General features: G+C 61.1%; 13 protein-coding genes. 5 read left to right on the top strand and 8 right to left on the bottom strand.

The features are described 5' to 3' along the window. Window positions 1-19 precede the first annotated feature (19 nt). Together amt and MOV63_RS24835 are read left to right on the top strand one after the other, a co-directional pair. Window positions 20-3,109 (top strand): ammonium transporter, encoded by a 3,090-nt coding sequence (gene amt / locus MOV63_RS24840; protein WP_247037910.1) that lies wholly within the window; start codon window positions 20-22, stop codon window positions 3,107-3,109. An 87-nt stretch (window positions 3,110-3,196) separates the two neighbouring features. Further along, window positions 3,197-4,480, top strand: a complete 1,284-nt coding sequence (locus MOV63_RS24835; RefSeq protein WP_247037908.1) for a diguanylate cyclase — start codon at window positions 3,197-3,199, stop codon at window positions 4,478-4,480. On the opposite strand, the gene MOV63_RS24830 is transcribed toward MOV63_RS24835, so the two are convergent. Beyond that, window positions 4,477-5,094, bottom strand: coding sequence for an FMN-dependent NADH-azoreductase (locus MOV63_RS24830; protein WP_105401124.1), 618 nt, complete (start codon window positions 5,092-5,094; stop codon window positions 4,477-4,479). The genes MOV63_RS24835 and MOV63_RS24830 overlap by 4 nt on opposite strands. A 162-nt stretch (window positions 5,095-5,256) precedes the next feature. Between MOV63_RS24830 and MOV63_RS24825 the strand changes: the two genes are divergently transcribed. Continuing rightward, window positions 5,257-6,225 carry a LysR family transcriptional regulator gene (locus MOV63_RS24825; protein ID WP_247037929.1) on the top strand — a complete coding sequence of 323 codons (969 nt, stop codon included), beginning with the start codon at window positions 5,257-5,259 and terminating at the stop codon, window positions 6,223-6,225. Between the two features lie 36 nt (window positions 6,226-6,261). On the opposite strand, the gene MOV63_RS24820 is transcribed toward MOV63_RS24825, so the two are convergent. Then, the gene (locus MOV63_RS24820; protein WP_247037906.1) at window positions 6,262-7,290 is read right to left on the bottom strand and encodes a CorA family divalent cation transporter; all 1,029 of its coding nucleotides are present in this window, start codon (window positions 7,288-7,290) and stop codon (window positions 6,262-6,264) included. 300 nt (window positions 7,291-7,590) lie between these two features. Between MOV63_RS24820 and MOV63_RS24815 the strand changes: the two genes are divergently transcribed. Next, the gene (locus tag MOV63_RS24815) at window positions 7,591-8,151 is read left to right on the top strand and encodes a DUF2087 domain-containing protein (protein ID WP_247037904.1); all 561 of its coding nucleotides are present in this window, start codon (window positions 7,591-7,593) and stop codon (window positions 8,149-8,151) included. Window positions 8,152-8,239: 88 nt separating this feature from the next. Here MOV63_RS24815 and MOV63_RS24810 read toward each other — a convergent pair whose 3' ends face one another. The 6 genes from MOV63_RS24810 to MOV63_RS24785 all read right to left on the bottom strand — a co-directional run bounded on the left by MOV63_RS24810 (window position 8,240) and on the right by MOV63_RS24785 (window position 14,488). After that, window positions 8,240-9,076, bottom strand: a complete 837-nt coding sequence (locus MOV63_RS24810) for a PhzF family phenazine biosynthesis protein (protein ID WP_247037902.1) — start codon at window positions 9,074-9,076, stop codon at window positions 8,240-8,242. A gap of 79 nt (window positions 9,077-9,155) precedes the next feature. Next, window positions 9,156-11,144, bottom strand: a complete 1,989-nt coding sequence (locus MOV63_RS24805; RefSeq protein WP_247037900.1) for a bifunctional 2',3'-cyclic-nucleotide 2'-phosphodiesterase/3'-nucleotidase — start codon at window positions 11,142-11,144, stop codon at window positions 9,156-9,158. A 158-nt stretch (window positions 11,145-11,302) separates the two neighbouring features. Then, window positions 11,303-11,671 (bottom strand): response regulator, encoded by a 369-nt coding sequence (locus MOV63_RS24800; RefSeq protein ID WP_038542293.1) that lies wholly within the window; start codon window positions 11,669-11,671, stop codon window positions 11,303-11,305. Beyond that, window positions 11,668-13,251: a sensor histidine kinase gene (locus MOV63_RS24795; protein WP_247037898.1), complete on the bottom strand. Its 1,584-nt coding sequence runs from the start codon at window positions 13,249-13,251 to the stop codon at window positions 11,668-11,670. Before MOV63_RS24795 ends, MOV63_RS24800 begins: the two co-directional genes overlap by 4 nt. Before the next feature lie 352 nt (window positions 13,252-13,603). Then, window positions 13,604-13,933, bottom strand: coding sequence for a PilZ domain-containing protein (locus MOV63_RS24790; RefSeq protein ID WP_247037896.1), 330 nt, complete (start codon window positions 13,931-13,933; stop codon window positions 13,604-13,606). A 93-nt stretch (window positions 13,934-14,026) separates the two neighbouring features. Beyond that, window positions 14,027-14,488 carry an Lrp/AsnC family transcriptional regulator gene (locus MOV63_RS24785; RefSeq protein WP_247037894.1) on the bottom strand — a complete coding sequence of 154 codons (462 nt, stop codon included), beginning with the start codon at window positions 14,486-14,488 and terminating at the stop codon, window positions 14,027-14,029. A 155-nt stretch (window positions 14,489-14,643) separates the two neighbouring features. Here MOV63_RS24785 and MOV63_RS24780 point away from each other — a divergent pair. Beyond that, on the top strand, window positions 14,644-15,144 hold a 501-nt coding region (locus tag MOV63_RS24780), incomplete at its 3' end, for an alanine dehydrogenase (RefSeq protein ID WP_405029378.1).

Genomic DNA, 15,144 nt, shown 5'->3' with positions numbered 1-15,144 from the left:
CCGACTGGATATGACATGGATGCTCGTCGCCGCCGGACTGGTGATGATGATGCAGGTCGGTTTCCTTCTGCTCGAAGCCGGCATGGTGCGCTCGAAGAACTCGATCAACGTCGCGCAGAAGAACCTTCTCGATTTCGTCTTCGGCGTCGTCGCGTTCGCCGCAGTCGGCTTCATGATCGCTTTCAGCCGTTCGAACGGTTTCCTGTTCGGGAAGCAGAGCGAGTTCTATTTCCTGCGGGATCTCGACAGCTGGCAGTCGGCCTTTTTCGTCTTCCAGGTGATGTTCTGCGGCACCGCCGCGACGATCGTGTCGGGCGCCGTTGCCGAGCGCATGAAGCTGCCGGCCTATGTGTTCGGCTCGCTGTTCATGTCGGGGCTGATCTATCCGGTCTTCGTGCATTGGGTCTGGGGCGCCGCGCTGTTCCCGAACGCATCCGCCTTCCTGTCGCAGATGGGTTTTGTCGATTTCGCCGGCTCCACGGTCGTCCATTCGACCGGCGGCTGGGTGGCGCTTGCGGCCTGCATGGTCATCGGCCCGCGCATCGGCAAGTTCAATGCCGACGGAACGCCGGTCAGGATCGCCGGCCATAGCCCCGTCCTGTCGACCACGGGCGCACTGCTTCTCTTCATAGGTTGGATCGGCTTCAACGGCGGTTCGACGCTCGGCGTGTCCGACCAGTTAGCGCCGATCATCATGAACACGGTGCTGGCCGGCGGCATGGGCACCTGCGTCGGTTATGTCATCGGATTCTACCAGGACGGCGTCATCCTTCCCGAAAAGTCGAACTCCGGCATGCTCGGCGGGCTGGTGGCGGTGACCGCCGGCTGCCATATCCTCGATCCGGCAAACGCGCTGATGGTCGGTGCCATCGGCGGCGCAGTGGCGATCTTCGGCAACGCCTTCGTCGAGAGAACGCTCAAGATCGACGACGCGGTCGGCGCCATCGGTGTGCATGCCTTTGCTGGTGTCGCCGGAACCCTGCTCCTGGCGCTTCTCGCGCCGGTCGATCAGCTTCCGGCTGGCGGCAGGCTGGCACAGCTGCACGTGCAGCTGGTCGGCGTTGGCGTCAATTTCTACTGGTCCTTCGGTCTCGGTTACGCCTTCTTCTGGGCGGCCGACCGGCTGATGCACATCCGCGTTTCGGCCAAGGACGAAGAGGACGGGCTGAACCTTGCCGAACACGCAACCCGCCTCGGCGTCGGACATGTGGAGGATGCAATGGCCGATCTTCTCGGCGGCAATGCCGACCTGCGCAAGCGCCTTCCCATGGTCAAGGGCGACGAGGCGGAAAAGCTGACCGGCCTCTTCAACCGGCTGATGGATAATGTCGAGGAGGAGGAGCGCAGCCGGGGAGAACTGACCGAGCTCCGACGCGACAACGAGGAATCCGAGCGCGTTGCAGCGCTGGCGAACGCCACGTTCGAGGCGATCCTGATCCACCGGGACGGTATCATCGTTGATGGCAACGAGCAGCTCGGCAAGATGATCGGCCTGCCGCTTCTCGAAATCATCGGCCGTTCCGTCTTCGACTTCCTGCATGATGGCGAGACGATCCCCGTCGTCGACATGATGAAACTCAACGACGACAACAGCCATGAGATTCTCGTGGCGCTGGCGAGCGGCGAGGAAATCCCCGTCGAGGCGCGCGGCCGCGACATCCTCTATCGCGGCGAAAAAGCCCGTATCGGCTGCCTCGTCGACCTCAGGGAGCGCAAGCTGGCGGAGAGCCGCATGCGCTACCTCGCTCTCCACGATCCGCTGACCGGGCTGCCGAACCGGGTGCTGTTTTCCGAGCGGCTGACCGAACTTGTGGATGAGGCCGGAAACGGCAGGGGTTGCGGCGTCCTGATGGTCGATCTCGATCGCTTCAAGGACGTCAACGACATCCATGGCCATCAGGCCGGCGACGCGGTGATCCGCGAAACCGCCGCGCGCCTTGCCGCCGAAGCCGGGCCGGACAATATCGTCGCCCGTCTCGGTGGAGACGAGTTCGCCGTCATCATCGCCCATACATCCGATACCGACGAGCTTGAGAGTTTCGGCGATCGGCTGCTGACCGCGATGGCCGATCCGATCGATATCGGCCACGGTGAACAGGTCAATATCAGCGTCAGCATCGGGGGTGCGCTCTGCCCCGAACATGCAAAAGACGTGGACGCGCTGATCGGCTGCGCCGACGTGGCACTCTATCATGCCAAGAACGCCGGCCGGAATGCCTGCCGCATGTTCAAGCGGGGCATGAACGAATTGATCGAGAAACGCCGGGAGCTGGAAGTCGATCTGGAAATCGCCTTGCAGCGGGGCGAATTCGAACTCTATCTGCAGCCTCGTGTCGAGGCGGAAAGCGGCCTCATCATCGGTTACGAGGCGCTGCTGCGCTGGTTCCATCCGAAGCGCGGCATGATCAGTCCGGGCGATTTCATTCCGGTCGCCGAAGCCTCCGGCAAGATCATCCGGCTCGGTGCCTGGGTGCTCGCCGAAGCCTGCAAGATCCTGGACAGTATCGATGGCCATATCAGCGTCAACGTCAGCCCGCTGCAGTTCCGCCATGCGGATTTCGTCACCGATCTCGCTGATCTGCTGAAGACCACCGGTGCCGATCCGCACCGGATCGAGCTCGAGATCACCGAAAGCGTGCTGATCGAGGACGACAAGCGCGCCGTGCAGATCCTCAACGATCTGAAGCGCATGGGCTTCCACATCGCGCTCGACGATTTCGGCACCGGTTATTCATCGCTGAGCTATCTCAGCCGCTACCCGTTCGACACGATCAAGATCGACCGTAGTTTCGTCAACAACCTGAACCTGGTCGACAACGCGCAGATCATCGTACGCACCATTATAGACCTCGGCACCGGCCTTGGTATGAAGGTCGTCGCGGAAGGTGTAGAGACGACCGAACAGGCGCTGTTCCTCGCTCATGCAGGCTGCGACGAGCTGCAGGGCTATCTTCTCGGCAAGCCGCGGAAACTAGGCGAGATCACGCGTGAGATCGATCCGGCAATCGCCACCCAGCTCCGCAACGTGCCGAAGAAGTTGCCGGAGATCCAGGATTACCCGACGTTCGAAGGGGAAACCTACCAGCCGTTATTGCATAGTCATGCATAATGGCCATAATCCCCATAGGGGTGGAGAGCTTGTAAAAAGATAGCGGTTACAGCGGCATAATGCCTGCGGGGGGTAAAGCAGATCGAAATGCAGGTGTTCAATCTCGCCCTCTTTCTTCTGGAAGCGGTGATCTATTTCGCCGTCATGACCGCCTTCCTGCATTTCCGCCGCCATCTTGGCCTTGGCATATTTCTGGCGGCGCTCGGCGTCATGCATTTCATGGAGACCTACCTGGCGGCGGTCTTCTACATCGAACTTCCATTCGGCACCGTGTCCCCCGGCTCATCGGTCTTTTTTGCCGGCAAGCTGATGATGATCCTGCTCCTATACCTGAAAGAGGATGCGGCAGTCGTCCGACAGCCGATCTACGGGCTTTTCCTCGGCAATCTCCTGACCGTCGGCATCGCCCAGATTCTACAGGCGCATGAGGTCGTGGCGCTGCCGGGCGGCCGCGCCGCGGACTTGGCGTTCTTGAGCGAGATGGGCTGGTTGATGGTGTGGGGCACGGCGCTGCTCTACGTCGACGCGATCGGCATCATCCTTCTCTACGAGCGGCTGGGGCGGGTGCTGCGCAGCAATGTGGTGTTGCGTTTCGCGATCAGCGGCGCAGCTATCCTGACCTTCGACCAGATCGGCTTTTACGCGGCGCTGAACATCCTCTTCGGTGCGCCGCCTTCGGTCTTCTTCGGCGGATGGTACGCCAAGCTGCTGTCAGTGGTTCTCTATTCGCTGCTTTTTGCAGTCTATCTCAAGATCGAGCAGATTCCGCGGCTCGCCAGATCGACGCGCGAGATCACCGATATCTTCAACGACCTGACGTTCCGCGAGCGTTACCAGGCCCTGCTTGCCAAGAGCGGCGTCGACGGGCTGACCGGTCTTTTCGATCGCGGCCGGCTGGAGGCAGATGTTCCGAAACTCATTCACCGCTGCCTCGATCGCGGAACAGGGCTCAGCCTGATCATCGTCGACGCGGATCATTTCAAACAGGTCAACGACCTCTTCGGCCATCTGAAGGGTGACGAGGTGCTGAAGGAAATTGCGCTCTGTCTGCAGGCAGGCTCACGCCCGAGCGACCATCTTTCCCGTTTCGGGGGCGAGGAATTCGTGCTGATCCTGCCCGATACCGATCACGACGGCGCCCTGACGATCGCAGAACGCTTGCGCATTGCAATCTGCCGATCGGTCATACGCCCTGACGGCCAATGCGTGACGGTCTCGATCGGCGTGGCGACGGCCCCGGAGGACGGACATGCGCTCGATACGCTGCTCGGACGCGCCGACGAGCGGCTCTATCGCGCAAAAAATGACGGCCGGGACAATGTCCACGGCCGTCTTGGCAGGCTCGTCCCGTCAGGCGCAGGGACGGCTTAAGCGGCGAGAGCGAGCTGCCGATTACGCTGCTGGGCACTGGCGATAGCCTTTTCAGCAGCCTCTGGGCCGAAGGCAAGGCCTTCGACATAGATGACTTCCACATCCGTCATACCCAGGAAGCCGAGGATGGTCGTGAGGTACGGGACGGCATGGTTCATGCCGGTGGCCGGGCCTTCGGAATAGACGCCACCGGATGCAAGCACGATATAGATCTTCTTGCCCTTGGCGAGGCCTTCCGGGCCTTCGGCCGTGTAGCGGAACGTCTGGCCGGCGCGAGCGATGTTGTCGATCCAGCTCTTCAGCGTCGAGTAGATGTTGAAGTTGATGAGGCCGGTGGCGATGACCACGGTATCGGCAGCCATCAGTTCGGCAACCAGCTTGTCGGAATAGTCGGCGGCGGCAGCTTCTGCCGGGGTGCGGTCGGCTGCGGGCTTGCGGATGGCGGACGTGGTGACGCTGTCGAGATGCGGGATCGGATTGGCACCGAGATCGCGATGGACGACCGACGTGCCATTGTCGCGGGCGCTCAGTTCGTTGGCGAGGTCATGGGCGACCTTGCTGGAGAGCGAGTCGTCGCCGCGCGGGCTGGAAGTGACGAGGAGGATCGAGGACATGCTTCTTTTCCTTATCTGGAGATCTTATCTGCAGTCTTGGGCCTGCAGAAGGATTGGGGAGCGGGTGGATCCGCTGTGTTCGAGAGAATAGATAGGCGTGGACGCCCATCGATAAAACTGAGATAATATCGAAGCTATCTATCGAAAATCTGGATGACGACCATGGATGCCAATCCCACACTCGATCAGTTGCAGGTGTTTCTGGCGGTTGCCGAAACGGGCAGTTTTTCCGCAGCTTCGCGGATGCTGAACCGGGCGCAATCGGTGGTCAGCTATACAATCGGCAATCTTGAAGCCCAGCTGGAAATGGCGCTTTTCGAGCGCAGCGGCGCCCGCCAGCCGAAGCTGACCGAAGCGGGCAAGGCGCTGCTGACTGACGCCCGGCGCATCGTCGCCGACCTTCAGGTGATGCGCGCCCGGGCCAAGAGCATCAAGCAGGGGCTGGAGGCAGAACTGTCGGTGGCGTTGAGCGTGATGGTACCGTCGGATGCCGTTGTGACGGAGCTGCGTGAGTTCCGGGAGAGGTTTCCGAGCGTGGCGCTCAATCTCAATATTGGCGAACTCGGCATGGTCATGGAGATGGTCCTATCCGGAAAGGCCGATGTCGGCATAGGCGGATCGATCCTTCGGCAGGAGGATTCGGTGGTGATGGAAAAGATCGGCTACTCCTTCATGATTCCGGTCGCCGCTGCCGAACATCCGCTTGCAAAGTTCGGTCGGCCCCTAACGCTCGCGGACGTGCGCGAGGAAGTCCAGCTGGTCGTCACGGATACGTCCGGCCTGACGAATGGCCGCGATTTCAATGTCCTGTCCTACAAGACATGGCGCGTTAGCGACATCGCCACCAAGCACCAGCTGATCAAGGGTGGTCTTGGCTGGGGCGGCTTGCCGGCTTCGGTCGCCGGAAGGGACATCATGGACGGAACTCTCGTCGCGCTCGATCTCGAAGCCTATGAGCAAAGCCAATATCCGCTCTATGCCATGCGCAAGGCCGCAAACCCTCTGGGGCCTGCAGGCCGGTGGCTGGTCGATGCCATGGAGCGTCGGCTGTCGACCTGCCCGAGCCATGACGACTTCAAGCAGATGCTCGGCATCGAACCTCGGGAAGGAATGCCTGAAGCCGCCGAATAGCCGCAGCTCTACCGGCCGGGGCGCATCGAAGCGGGGTCAAAGCCAGTCGATGCGCTTGAGGATCCACAGCGTGCCCGCAGAAATAACGACGACGAGCACAACGATGATCAGGAAAGCCCAGGTGTCGTTAACGCCGGGAATGCCACCAACATTCATGCCGAAGAGACCCGCCACGACGCTCGGCGGCAGGAGAAGGGCAGCCAAGGCCGCAAGCCTGTTGGAATTGCGGGCGATCCGTTCGCCGATGACCGTCGAAAGGTCGTCATGAAGGATGCCGGTGCGGTCGCGGATCGCGTCGAGATACTCGATGAACCGCATCAGCTTATCGATCACCTCGCGAAAGCGGAGTTTGTCGCGTTCCTTGAGCCACGGCGCATCGTCGTGCTCGATCCTGTTGAGCGCGTCTCGTTGCGGTGCGAGATAGCGGCGTAGCTGTACAGCACGGCGGCGCAGCAGCTTGAGCCTCAGCCGGACTTCGCTTGCTTCACCCTTGAAAATCAGCTCGTCGAGTTCGTCGACCTCTTCGTCCATGTCGTCGAGCACCGGCTCCAGATCGCGGACGAGCTTGTCGCTGACGAGCGCCAGTAGTTCTCCCGCCTGCCGGGGACCCTTGCCGTTATCGAGGGCCCGCCGGATATCGCGCAGCGCGGTGATATAGTGGCCGCTGTCGCGCAATGTCACCAGCCGGTGCTCGTCTACCCAGATATGCAGCGGCACGAGATCGATCTCGTCGGAGTTTTTCTCTGCTTCTTCCGGCGGAGCGGCGCAGACACCCCGTAGGATGATCAGCAGTCCGTCGCCCACGGGTTCGACGCGCGGGCGGGAATCCTCCGCAAGAAGCGCCTCCGACACCAGCGGATCGAAGCCGCCATTGGTATTTATCCATTCCGCGGTCGCCGGGTGATCGCGCTCGAAATGCATCCAGACGATACCGTCGCCCGGCTTCCAGCTGCAGGCCTCGGACATGTTCATCGTCCTGCAGCCGCCGTGGCCGTCGAGGACAAGGACGAAGCGCAGGCCTGGCTCGTCTCCGTAGCTTACTACGGTCTTTGCCTTTTCGAGCATCCGTGTGCGTCCTCCCGCCGATTTCGGATCGATTCTACCAGCAAATGCTGTGCCCGCGAAGGGTAAGCATTCCCTCAACAACGGCAGAACGATCGGCAGTCACCGGCTGCGAGTTGACGACGTTTCGACCTCTGCTATAACGGTACAACGGTCTGCAGTTCACCGAGGCGTTGCCGTCCCGAAAGGGAAGCTAAACCTGCTCATGACAAAGATGATCAGCACTTGTCCCGTGCTAGAGTCGACAAGCCGGCGACCAGCGACACCCTGATTTTTAGGGAATGGCACGTTTAAGGATAAGACATGCCGAGATCCATCTTTCCCATGGAGATCGCCGACCTGTCGGCTTTCGCCAAATCCGTCCGCGACGGGATCGCCAGGTTCGATCACAAGCCGAGCCATCTGGAGATGCTCAATCTCCTGACGCGCGCAGCGGGCTTCCGCAACTACCAGCATTTTCGCGCCGTTGCCAAAACAGCCGACGTCATCGCCGAGTGGCGCCCGGTGCTGGACGACATGCCGGTGCCCGATGAGGCGCGGGTGCTGAAGACAGCGCGCCATTTCGACGAAGAGGGCAGGCTGGTGCGCTGGCCCGGCAAGCGCGGACTGCAGGAACTCTGCCTGTGGTTCCTGTGGTCGAAGATACCGACGGACCGGGAGTTCACCGAACGTCAGATCAGCGAACTCTTGAACACGCTGCACCTCTTCGGCGATGCCGCGATGTTGCGCCGCGACCTCTTCGATTTCGGTCTCGTCCAGCGCACCCGCGACGGCCGTGAATACCGGCGCATCGAGCAGAAGCCGCCGGCTGAATTGAAGCTGCTGCTGTCGCGGATCGATCTCGCCAGGGCAGCGGCGGCATAACCGTCGGTCGGCCCATTCCGTATCGGTCCAAATCGCGATCGTGAGCCATCGGTCGGGAATTTCCCTGCCGATGGCATCTCCGATGGGTTCAGAGTTCCAGCGTCCCCTGAATACATGGGACCACGTCTCCACCGATCCAGATATCGTCGCCGACTTTGTCGACATACACCCGGCCGGCGCGACCGAGCACGGTGCCCTGGGCCGCAACGTAGCTTTCCGGCGCGACACCGGATCCGATCAGCCATTGGGCAAGGCCGGCGTTGAGACTGCCGGTGACCGGATCCTCATAGCCGTTGCGGGTAAAGGCACGCACCTCGAATTGCGCGTCCTTACTGTCAAGATCGGGATTGAAGCGCCCGACGAGCCCGACGCGGCTGCCGGCGAGAGCGGAATAGTCCGGCTTGACCGCCAGCACATCGGCGCGCGAGGGCAGGCGGACGCCGATCCAGTCCGGGCCGTTCTCGCACCAGTTGGAATCCTCGATCAGGTTGGTGGGCAGGCTGAGCGCCTTGGCGATCCGCTCCACCAGCGCCGGATCCACCGGGCCGCTGCGCATCAGCGGCGGCGCCGCAAACGCAAGCCGGTTGCCGTCACGGCGGATGCGGACGAGGCCCGCGCCGCATTCCTGCACGATGTCGCCGGTCAGTGATGTCCGTTGCTGCGAGAGCCAGACATGCGCACTGCCAAGCGTCGGATGACCAGCGAAAGGCAGTTCCTGTGACGGTGTGAAAATCCTCACTCGGTCGCTGGCCCTCGGATCGGTCGGCTTGAGCAGGAATGTCGTTTCACTGAGATTGGTCCAGTTGGCGAAGGACTGCATCTGCGCGTCGCTCAGTCCATCGGCGCCGATCACCACAGCAAGCGGATTACCGCGCATCGGTTGGCTGGAGAAGACGTCGACCTGCTGGAAGGAGAATTTTGGCATTGCCTTGCCTCATGCAGTTGAAAAGAAAGACGGCAGCCAAGGCTGCCGTCCAAATGTCGCCGAAAGGTGATATTGGCCGTTACAGCACGAGCCGGAACTTGGCAAAACCGTTCTCGCCGTCGCCGGCGTCCTCGATCTTGGCACCCTTGACCGCGGTAGCGAACTGGCGGGCCTTGGGGCCGGTCTCGAAGATCGCGCTTGTGCCGGGCAGGGGCTTGAACGACCAGTTGGCGTCTGCGGACGGGTTGATCGTGCCCTGTTCGACGATATAGCGGACGATCACGTCGCGGTTGGTATCGGGGGCCACGAAAATCACCTTGTCGCCGGCAATTTCCGGGAACTTGCCGCCGCCGCCGGCGCGGTAGTTGTTGGTCGCCACCACGAATTTCTGGGCCGGATCGATCGGCTTGCCGTTATACTTGAGGTCGACGATGCGGTTGGAGTTGGCATTGACGAGCTTGCCGTCCTTGTCGAAGCGGGTCGGCTGCGACAGGTCGATCTGGTAGGTGACGCCGTCGATGACGTCGTAATTGTAGGACGGGAAATCGTTGTTGAGGAGAGGTGCGTCCTTGGCGCCTGACGCAACCTGATTGAACATCCCGGCCGACATTTCGAGCCAGTTCTTGACCTGAGCTCCGGTGATCAGCACCGCCTGCACGGTATTCGGATAGAGATAGAGGTCGGCGACGTTCTTGATGGCGATGTCGCCTGCCGGGACATCCGTGAAATACTCGGCACCGCCGCGGCCGCCTGCCTTGAAGGGTGCCGCGGCCGAGAGCACGGGAATGTCCTTGTACTGGCCCTCTTTCAGCATGTCCTTGATGTACCAGGTCTGCGCATTGGCGACGATCTGCACCGACGGATCGTCGGCGACCAACGCGAAATAGGAATAGAGCGGCGCCGAGCTCTTGCCGACCGCGCGGCGGATATAGGCGAGCGTCGCCTCATGTTCCTCCTTGGCGGCCGCGATGATTTCCGGCTTGTCCTTGACGTCGGCGACGATCTTCTTGGCGTCGTCGCGGTGGTAGATCGGCCGGGCTTCGGAGGTGAAGTCCACGACTTTCCAACCCTTGCCGTCCTTTTCTACGAGCAGGTCGATCAGGCCCATATGCGAGCCCCAGAAACCGCCCATGACGGCGGGCTTGCCCTGCAGCGTGCCCTTCTTGGTATCGGCCCCCTTGACCCCGTCGAAATCCTTGCTGTTCGGGAAAACGAGATGCTGGTGGCCGGTGAAGATCGCGTCGATGCCGGGAACGCCGGCGAGATAGAGCGACGCGTTCTCCATACGGTCGCCCGGGCCCCCGCCGTCTATACCCGAATGGGAAAGCGCGATAACGACGTCGGCGCCTTCTTCCTTCATGACCGGCACCCAGGCCTTGGCGGCTTCGATGATGTCGCGGGTCTGTGCCTTGCCTTCGAGGTTCTTCGCATCCCAGGTCATGATCTGCGGCGGCACGAAGCCGATGAAGCCGACCTTGATCGGGCTTTCAGCGCCCGAGCCGTCCTTGATCTTCTTCTCGACGATCACATAAGGCTTCAGGAAAAGCTCGTCCTTTTTAGGGTCGGAGGCGAGCATGCCCTTGGTGAGGTTGGCGCAGACGTAAGGGAAGCCGGAGCCCGCCAGCACCTTGAACAGAAAGTCGAGACCGTAGTTGAATTCGTGGTTGCCGAGCGTGCCTGCGTCATAGCCAAGCACGTTCATCGCCTTGATGACCGGATGCTTGTCGCCGTCCTTCATGCCGCGCTCATAGGCCATGTAGTCGCCCATGGGGTTGCCCTGCAGGAAGTCGCCATTGTCAATCAGCATGGAATTGCCCGCTTCGGCGCGGATTGCGTCGATGATCGAGGCGGTGCGGGCAAGGCCAAGCGTGTCGTTCGGCTTGTCGGCGTAATAATCGTAGGGGAAGACGTGGACGTGGATGTCGGTCGTTTCCATGATCCGCAGATGCGCCTGATTGCCGGCAGCGCGCGCGGCAAACGGGTGCAGCATGACAAGCGCCGACGAGGCGGCAAAACCTCCGAGCAGCGAGCGGCGGGTGATCGGGTGAAGATCGTTAAGCGATGACATGGCAGCCTCCTTGGAGCGGACCGGTGAGCGACAATTCGGCGCCATATTGACGCGCGAGGATTGTATCTCCAAGCGGATTCTGAGGCGGTGGAGGAGATGGTGTGATGATCGCGGGCTCTGTCCTAGAGGCGGTCAGGAAGAGGTGCTAACCCGACGCGTCAATAGGCCGCCATCCGCATCGCGTCGACGAGCTGGGCCATCTGGAAGGGTTTGGGAAGGACGGGGATATGGCGCATGTCGGCAGGCAGGCCGAGCGGTCCATATCCGGTCACGAAAATGAAGGGGATGTCGCGCGCGGTAAGGATTTCGGCAACTGGAAAGCTGGCTTCGCCGGCGAGGTTCACATCGAGCAGGGCCATATCCAGCGGAAGCGACCGGGCCTTGATAATCGCATCATCGAGCCGGGAGGCTGTCCCCATCATCCTGCAGCCGATCTGCTCCAGGAACTCTTCGAGCATCATCGAAACAAGTGCCTCGTCCTCGATGATGAGGACGCGAATTCCAACAAAAATCTGGGCATCGTTCACCTTGCACCCGCTTGCAGGGCACCCACTGGCAGGAAGGGCGTCACCTCGGCCGAGACGACAACGTCGCAGAGCGGCGCCTCGATCGTCCCAACGATCCCGGCAGGCTGATCGAATATCACCGATGCCTTGCCGCCGAGATCCTGGGCAAGGCTGCGCTCGATCAGCCTGACGCCGAACCCTCGTCTCGACGGCACGGCGACAGGCGGTCCGCCGCTTTCGATCCATGTCAATCGCAGCAGAGGTTTGGCACCCTCGACAATCTGCCAGTTTATCGCGACCTGACCGTTAAGCGTCGAGAGCGCGCCGTATTTCAGGGCATTGGTCGTCAGTTCGTGCAGACCCATGGCAAGCGCGAGCGCGGCCCGCGGCAGCAGCCGGAGCGATGGGCCAGAGACCGCGAAGCGATGGTCGCCGCCCTCGCCAAACGGTGCCAGTGCACCGGTGACCACATCGTCGATACTTGCCCCCTCCCATTTTTCGCGGGTGAGCACGTCATGTGCGGCCGCCAGCGCCATGAGGCGCCGCTCCAGGTTCTGGCGCACGATCGGATCGCCGCCCCGCAGGGTCTGGGAGGCGATGGCCTGGACGGTCGCAAGCGTGTTTTTGACGCGGTGGTTCAACTCGTTGACCATGAGTTGCAGCCGCTCCTCGATCCGTTTCCTCTCGGTGATTTCGACCGAGACGCCGACCAGGCCGATGACTTTGCCATCGGCATCACGCAACGGAGCTTTGGTCGACGACCAGACCCGTGGGTGGCGGCCCTCGCAGCTGATGACCTCTTCGAATTCTTCGGTCCTCGCCTGATCCATGATCCGACGGTCGTTGACCATCACCGCTTCGGCCTGGCCTTTGCTGTCCAGAAATTCCAGGTCCGTGCGTCCTTCGACTTCGGGCCAAGGCTTGCCGATCAGGTCGAGCGTCGAGACATTCGCCAGGATGATGCGGCCCTGCAGGTCCTTGGCGTAGATCAGCCCCGGCGCGGTCTCCAGGATGGCGCGGAGCAGGGCGTTGGTCTGATGGAGCTGCCTTTGGGCGAGCTTGATGGAGGTGATGTCGCTGCTGACTTCAATCGCAACTTCCGGCTCCCCGGCTTCGCCGCGGATCAGCGACCATTTGCCGATGATGTGGATCTCTCTGCCATCCTTGTGGCGACGCGTGAGTTCACCCTGCCACTCGCCGTCGCGCGCGAGGATCGCATTGATTTCCTCGAACGGGATGGGGAAACGGGTGTGGAGAAGGTCGAACCCATTTTTCCCCAGGGCTTCTTCTTCGCAATAGCCGTAAAGCCGTTCTGCGCCGATCCCCCAGAGCACGATCCTGCCGTCGAGACCGCGCAAGGTGCCCTGCGTCTGTCCGAATGTCTGCATGAATCTTTCGAGCCGGCCGAGTTTGGCATCGATATCGCGCCGTATCCTTCGTTTGGCCCAGATGGACGCTGCGAAGACGGCCGCAGCGAGCGCCAGAAGGATCGTCGCCGCACTCAAAGTATAGGTAGCAAGGAAGAAGCCGTTCGACACCGCCAGAAGGCCCCCCAGCGCCAGAAGACCAGCTGCCAGCCATGTAACGAGGGTAGCCCGCATACGTGCAACCCGCGATGTCGTTGAGGGCGAGGCAAAAGGAACAGCAACCATCGAAGCATCCTTGGTTTTGCCTGCACGCTGTGACTAGGCGCTCAATGCAGGCGGGAAAAACTGGGACACTTGAACAGCCGCCTACTCTCAACGAGGGCGGGCTTTGGTTTTAATGCTCCGGATAAATTAGGACTTTATCATTTATCAACTCAACGGCAAGTAGTAAATATTTGGTAAATGCTCATTTCGGCTGGATATTTCCGGCATCCGTGGCCTTTACATTGTCGCTGTTTATGCGTGGTGATTCGAGGGATCGTGAATGTGTTGAAAATTGGATGGCGGCGGGGATGCACCGACCGATTCAGCGGGAGGCCGGCGCATCCTTGTGGAAGAACCGGAAATAGGATGAGACCTGTGCCACCGCATTGCTGTTGATGCTGAACTGCACGCCGAGCCGGCCGCTGCGGCGCCACTTGACGGTGCCTTCCAGGATACCGAATTCCTGGCTCTCGACCCGGACCTGACTGCCGTCCGCGGCATGGAAAACGCGACCCCCGAGATCAAGCGCCATGCCGGTCGCCGAGAGATTTGTGACGCGGCCTTCGACGGCTTGATTGAAATATTTGACCGTACCCAGAATGCGGGTCTTCTTGCGCTCCGCGCTGCGGGTCTTCATTCGTCCGTTGATCATGGTCTCATCCCTCGTTGTTCCTTAAGGCGCGGAAGATACATGCATTGCCTTGAAATCCCTTTAGGACGATCCGTAAAAGTCGAGTGATTCCAATCACAGTCCTACATTCGGCCTGTCGATGATTTCGCGCAGCGCAAAGCTCGAATTGATCTTCACCACATGCGGCAGCGCCGACAGCCAGTCTCGATGGATGCGTTCGTAATCCTCCAGATCCTTGGCTGCGACCCGCAGGATGTAGTCGTATTCGCCGGACATCAGGTAACAGACCAGAACGTTGGGGCAGAGTTTCACTGCCGCCTCGAATTCGGTGAGCGTCTTGGCGAATTGGCCGGACAGCGAGATGTGGACGATCACCATCATCTTGTAGTCGAGCGCCTTGTTGGAAAGGCGGGCGTGATAACCGCTGATCGTGCCGCTTTTCTCAAGGATGTCGAGCCGCCGCGAACAGGCGGACGGGGACAGCCCGACCCGCTCGGCAAGCTCCGCATTGGAAATCCGGCCCTCCTGCTGAAGGGTCCGCATAATCGCAAGATCAATGGCATCCATGGCGCTCATTGGTGAATCCTTCGAAATAATCCCGTTCAACGCAATTATCTGCGAAAATACGAGGTTTCGCAATTCGTCTTCGCAAGGACATTCGCACGATTCTCTGGTTAGGTTTCCGACGGGAACATCAATCGGCGAAAGCCACAACTTGAGAGGAACGCTGCATGCGTGTCGGATGCCCGAAGGAAATCAAAAACCATGAATACCGCGTGGGGCTGACGCCCGGCGCGGTACGTGAATATGTGGCCCACGGGCACGAGGTGCTGATCGAAACGAAGGCCGGCGCCGGCATCGGCGCGGATGACGGCGCCTATGTGGCAGCCGGGGCGAGGATCGTCGGTTCGGCCAAGGAAATCTTCGAAAAATCCGACATGGTCGTCAAGGTCAAGGAACCGCAGCCCTCCGAATGGGCGCAGCTCCGCGACGGCCAGCTTCTCTATACCTACCTTCATCTCGCGCCCGATCCGGAACAGACCAAGGGTCTGCTCGCGTCCGGCGTCACCGCCATCGCCTACGAGACCGTTACCGACGACCGCGGCGGGCTGCCGCTCTTGGCCCCGATGTCGGAAGTCGCCGGACGTCTGGCAATCCAGGCGGGCGCCACCGCACTGCAGAAGGCCCATGGCGGCCGTGGCATCCTGCTCGGCGGTGTGCCGGGCGTGCTG

Origin of the sequence: Neorhizobium sp. SHOUNA12A (genome assembly GCF_023006505.1) — a bacterium.
GTDB lineage: Bacteria > Pseudomonadota > Alphaproteobacteria > Rhizobiales > Rhizobiaceae > Neorhizobium.
This window is presented reverse-complemented; position numbering and strand designations above follow the sequence as displayed.